The sequence below is a fragment of the Vibrio sp. 10N.222.51.C5 genome, from assembly GCF_041474575.1.
In the GTDB taxonomy this organism is placed as follows: domain Bacteria; phylum Pseudomonadota; class Gammaproteobacteria; order Enterobacterales; family Vibrionaceae; genus Vibrio; species Vibrio crassostreae_C.
In genome coordinates this window covers 1-4805 of the sequence record NZ_JBFRUJ010000052.1, presented here as the reverse complement: position 1 = coordinate 4805, position 4805 = coordinate 1, and the positions used below count along the sequence as shown (strand labels likewise).

The following is a 4805-nucleotide window of genomic DNA, read 5'->3' as shown; positions in this document are numbered from 1 at the left end:
TATTTTAGGACGAGACACGTTGTATTCTCAAATCCCGCTAACGCTTTGGGCTAGCGACTGATCTGCTTAATGATTTACTTGCTCAACAACCTCGCGTGTTAGGCGCGCGATCTCGTCCCACTTACCGTTTTCAACCAGCTTCTTGTCGACCATCCATGTACCACCGCAGGCTAATACTTGAGGCACTGCTAAGTAGTTATCGATGTTTGATGGCGTGATACCGCCAGTTGGCATGAGTCGAATATCGCCGTATGGGCCAACGAGCGATTTAACCATGCTGATGCCGCCAGATGCTTCTGCTGGGAAGAACTTCAAGGTTGTTAAGCCCATCTCTAATGCCGCTTCAACGGTGCTTGGATTGTTCACACCTGGAATGATATCGATGCCGATCTCTTGGCATGCTTTAACTGTGTTCGGGTTAAAGCCCGGTGATACCACAAACGTTGCGCCCGCTTCTTTTGCTGCGAGTGCTTGCTTATGGTTCAAGATGGTGCCCGCGCCGATCAGCATGTCAGGCTGTGCTTGGCTAAGCAGTCGGATAGCTTCAACAGCGGCGTCTGAACGGAACGTAATTTCAGCGGCGGGAAGCCCATTCTCAGCCAATACTTTGCCTAGAGGGATAATATCCTCTGCGTTATCAATGGCGATAACAGGGATAACTTTAAGTGCTTTTAGCTGTTCGTTAATTGTAGACATGGGTTTACTTCTTAATATCAGTTTGAAAGAGTGTCGGTGATGGGTTTTGGGATGATTGCGCCGTGATGTTGAATGACCAGTCTCGCCAGTGCATTGCCTTTGCGGCAGGCTTGCTGAACAGAGCCGCCAGATAGATAGCAAGACAAGAATCCGCCATTGAATGAATCGCCTGCTGAAGTGCTATCAACCACGGTTTCTACTGGCGTGGTTTCAATTAGGCTTGGTGTTTGGGCTGGAGTTTCACTGACCAAACAGCCTTCAGCACCGAGTTTTACAATGATGGTCTGCACGCCAAGCCTGTGTAGTCGGTCGATGGTGTCTTGAGGTGTTTGGTCGCCCCATAGTTGCTGTTCATCATCAAAGGTAACCAAGGCGATATCAGTGGTTTGATAACCCAGTCGATAGCACTCTTTGGTCGCGCTTTCTGATTCCCATAGTTTTGGTCGGTAGTTACTATCAAAGGCGATGGTAACGCCACGTTCACGCAGGCCTTCAATGATAGTGAGCAACTTTAGCTGATCGCTGTGTGGCAGTATCGCGAGGGAAATGCCACTCAGAAACACCATATCAACATCGTGAAGTTGGTTGGCTATCTTATCGAAATCGGGGTGCTGTACCATGTAGCGAGCCGCCGAATCGTTGCGCCAGTATAGGAAGGTGCGCTCACCAACATCGTCGAGTTGAATGAGATAGAGCCCGGGTGAACGCTGCTCGTCAATAAGCACGAATTCGGTTGATAGTCCTTCATCTTGCCATCGGTTAAGCATCTCTTGGCTGATAGCGTCAGAGCCAAGCGCCGAGACATAGCTAGTTCGCATCGCTGGATTCGCAGTGTTATTGCAGTTCATGGGGTTGCTAACCGCAGCGCTGCGGTTCAAGTAGATTGCCGCGTTTAATGTGTCTCCACCATAGCTTTGATGCATGTTGCCAAATGGAGCCCCATTCAGTTCAATCATGCACTCACCGATGATTGCGATGTGGGTCATAATATAGCCTTAGAAAGGAAAGGTTGGGTTTGTTCGTATTGAGGAAAGCATGACCATAATGAGATATGGTCATGCTTTTTCGATTCTAATCTTACGGGAGTGAGACTAGCCGATTACTTGTTGTCTAGTTTTACGAACAACATCGTTAGGACGAAAGACAGTGCAAATACACCCACCACGCCCATCAGTGCTTGAATGAAGTTTTGCGTACCGCCTGCAAGGTAAGCTGGCAAGCTGAATACAGAAGAAAGAATGTAGCTTGTTAAGTGCGTATCGATTGTTACCGAGATAGCACCGAACACGCCTGCAGCCAAGCTCGCGGTCATCATCGCTTTGGTGTATTTCGTGAGTACACCGAACAGAGCTGGTTCTGTGATACCTAGAATCGCAGTAACACTTGAGCCCATCGTAATTGAAGATTGCTCTTTAGAAACCGTTTTACGTTGCTTGTGCCAGATAGCCATTGTCGCGCCAGCAATTGCCATGTTACCCAAACACATGATTGGCATAAGTAGATCCTTACCATACAGTGCAAAGTTGTTCAGGCTGATTGGCGTCATGCTGTGGTGGATACCAAATACGATGGTGATCGGGCGAGTTAGACCAAACACAAAGCCTGTTAACGTCGGAGAGATTTCCAGTAGTGAGCTCATCACCCAACCTGCGCCATTACTTAGCCAGATACCAGCAGGGCCAACAAATGATAGCGTGATGGTCGAAGTTACCGTAAAGGCAAGCAGTGGTGTAAATACAGGCTTCGCAGAAGAAGGAACTAGGCGGTCAACTAACGGAGTCACTTTAGACAATAACCAGATTGCTAGAATCGCAGGAACAATCGCGCCGCCGTAGTTGAGCAGCTCAATAGGAACCACGCCAAGAACGGTCAGCTCCGGAGCAGCGCCTGCGTCTTTTAGCATTGTTGCTTTATCAACAAGCAGAGGCGCTAGCATTGCTGAAGAGACAGCAAGCGCAATGTATTCGTTTACTTTGAATACCTTAGCAGCAGAGAAAGAAACCAGCATAGGTAAGAAGAAGAACACAGCAACAGAGATCGAGCGGAAGAAATAAACTGTGTCTGAGGTTTCAGAGATAACATTGGTTGCAATAAGACCAGACAACAGGCCCATCAACATACCCGCGCCAGCGATTGCGGGTACAACCGGACCAAAGATGCCTGCGACAATACGCATCACGCCTTGGAACAGCTCGCCTTTCTCTAGTTCATCAGCCGGATTAGCGTCAGCTTGTTGAGTGTTTGATAGCGCGTTGAACCACTTCTCGACCTCAACACCGATGATGACTTGAGTTTGGCCTTGTTGAAGTACCACACCTTTCACATCTGCGATCTGCTTGATTGCTTCTTCGTCTACCAGCGACTCGTCTGCTAATTTGAATCTCAGCCTTGTCATACAGTGCGTGATACTCACGATATTGTCTTCACCACCAAGTGCAGTGATTAATAACTGTATATTTTCTTTGAAATTTTTCTTCTTCGATGATGACTTCGAGTTATTAATAACGGCATCACTTTTTTCTACCATTTGCATACTACACCTGTTATTGGAATATATTTAACTCGAGCAATCATAACGACAACCAATTTAAATCCAACGGAGTAAAAAGAGATCTCAATCACACTTAAAATCCGAAAAATTATTTTTTCACCGTTTTTGGCCAATTGGTATGTTTTGGTTATCAAAAAAAATCACTTAACGTACCAATTATTTTTACGCAAAATTAGCGCTTGAAATGTGGTTTTTAAAGCGGTTAGATAATAGGAGTTGACTTAAGTTTAGGTTATTTAATTGTGAAAGAAACTATTATATCTGATATCCATTGTATTATTACTAAACCAGACAGACACAACCTCATTACCGTGGTAGTTGAAACGAATGAAGGCGTGACAGGGTTTGGTTGTGCGACATTCCAACAAAGACCGCTTGCTGTAAAAACAATGGTCGATGAATATTTAAAACCTATTCTTATTGGTAAAAACGCCAATAATATTGAAGACTTATGGCAAATGATGATGGTCAACGCTTATTGGCGAAATGGCCCTGTTATCAATAATGCAATTTCCGGTGTTGATATGGCACTGTGGGATATTAAAGCCAAATTGGCGGGTATGCCGTTACACCAGTTATTTGGTGGTAAGTCTCGTGATGCTATTCCTGTATACACACACGCGACGAGCGACACGATGGAAGGGATTTATGAGCTGGTGGAATCTTTCCTAGACAAAGGCTACAAGCACATTCGTTGTCAGCTTGGTTTCTATGGCGGCGTTCCAACGGATTTGCATACCACTCAAAACCCGACTGAAGGTTCGTACTACGACCAAGATCAGTACATGGACAATACTCTAACGATGTTTAAGTCGCTGAGAGAGAAATATGGTAACCAATTCCATATTCTTCATGATGTTCATGAGCGCCTATTCCCGAACCAAGCGATACAATTTGCGAAGGAAGTCGAGCAATATAAGCCGTATTTCATTGAAGATATTCTGCCGCCAAATCAAACGGAATGGTTGGATAATATTCGCAGCCAGAGCTCAGTTTCATTAGGTTTAGGGGAGTTATTTAATAACCCTGAAGAGTGGAAATCATTGATTGCTAACCGCCGCATTGATTTCATTCGTTGCCATGTTTCACAGATTGGTGGTATTACCCCAGCTCTGAAACTCGGCCATCTATGTCAGAACTTCGGTGTTCGTATTGCATGGCATTGCCCGCCAGATATGACGCCAATTGGCGCAGCGGTAAACACGCATTTGAATGTGCATTTACACAATGCTGCCATTCAAGAACATGTCGAGTACAACGAGAATACACACAAGGTATTCCCGAACGCTGCAGAGCCAATTAATGGCTACTTATACGCTTCTGAAATCGCAGGTATTGGTGTTGAAATCGACCGAGAGGTTGCAGCCGAGTTCCCTGTTATGTATCGCCCCCACGAGTGGACTCAAAGTCGCCTTCCTGATGGCGCGATTCATACCCCTTAACTCGTATTTTTAATATCAAATGGTCGCTATAAGCGGCCATTTTCTTATTTAATATACTTACCAGATATTACGTATTATCTGGTAAGTATATTTCTAGTATCATTAAATTAATAATA

The 4805-nt window shown here is 45.2% G+C and carries 4 protein-coding genes; 1 reads left to right on the top strand and 3 read right to left on the bottom strand.

Going from position 1 to position 4805, the window contains the following annotated elements; genetic code table 11:
- Nucleotides 1-66: 66 nt before the first annotated feature.
- From AB4558_RS16660 to AB4558_RS16650, 3 genes are all read right to left on the bottom strand, one after another.
- Nucleotides 67-696 (bottom strand): bifunctional 4-hydroxy-2-oxoglutarate aldolase/2-dehydro-3-deoxy-phosphogluconate aldolase, encoded by a 630-nt coding sequence (locus tag AB4558_RS16660; RefSeq protein WP_372074127.1) that lies wholly within the window; start codon nt 694-696, stop codon nt 67-69.
- A gap of 17 nt (nt 697-713) precedes the next feature.
- The gene (locus AB4558_RS16655) at nt 714-1682 is read right to left on the bottom strand and encodes a sugar kinase (protein ID WP_372074129.1); all 969 of its coding nucleotides are present in this window, start codon (nt 1680-1682) and stop codon (nt 714-716) included.
- 113 nt (nt 1683-1795) lie between these two features.
- Nucleotides 1796-3229, bottom strand: a complete 1434-nt coding sequence (locus AB4558_RS16650; protein WP_372158934.1) for a PTS transporter subunit EIIC — start codon at nt 3227-3229, stop codon at nt 1796-1798.
- Between the two features lie 260 nt (nt 3230-3489).
- Between AB4558_RS16650 and AB4558_RS16645 the strand changes: the two genes are divergently transcribed.
- Nucleotides 3490-4689, top strand: a complete 1200-nt coding sequence (locus AB4558_RS16645; RefSeq protein WP_004732372.1) for an enolase C-terminal domain-like protein — start codon at nt 3490-3492, stop codon at nt 4687-4689.
- Nucleotides 4690-4805: the final 116 nt, after the last annotated feature.